We start from the raw sequence: 545 nt of genomic DNA, 5'->3' as shown, positions 1-545 counted from the left end.
GTGCGCGAGCGGGTGGCGTCGAAGTGCGCGTCGCCCTCCGCCTCGCCGCTGAACATCCAAAACGGAACATAGACGCCGCTGATCTCCTGCAGATGATTTTCGCTGGAAAAGCTCTTCGGTAGGAATACCTTACCCTTATAATGCTGCTTGAGCCTTTGGATCGCGTCCTCGCGGCTGAGCTTGAAGGGGATCACGAAGTCCGGCTTCAGCGTGCCCGCAAACTGCCCCGGTACGACCGTGGGGTTGCCGCAGTAGGGGCAGGAGGTCGCGGCAGTGGTCGCGTCACAGATGAGCTGCGCGCCGCAGCTCGGGCAGTTATAGGCCTTCATGCCCTCGCCCTCCGCACCCCAGTCGGTGCTGAGGTCTGACATATCCCACTCGCTCCCCTCGGCGGTTTTCTTTTCCGCGGCGGCCTTTTCCGCGGCGGCCTTTTCCTCGGCGGACTGCTGCGCTGCCGCAGCCTTGCCCTCCTTCTCCGCGTAGAGCGCCTCGATCTGCGCCACATCGTAGCTCGCGCCGCAGTAGTCGCACTCCAGCTTGCCGGA

The 545-nt window shown here is 63.9% G+C and carries 1 pseudogene; it reads right to left on the bottom strand.

What is annotated here, in order from left to right:
• A pseudogene (locus KQI17_RS13465) lies at positions 1–545 on the bottom strand (hypothetical protein); the annotation flags it as partial.

The organism is Oscillibacter sp. MSJ-31, from assembly GCF_018918025.1.
Classification (GTDB): Bacteria; Bacillota; Clostridia; order Oscillospirales; family Oscillospiraceae; genus Hominicoprocola.
This window is presented reverse-complemented; position numbering and strand designations above follow the sequence as displayed.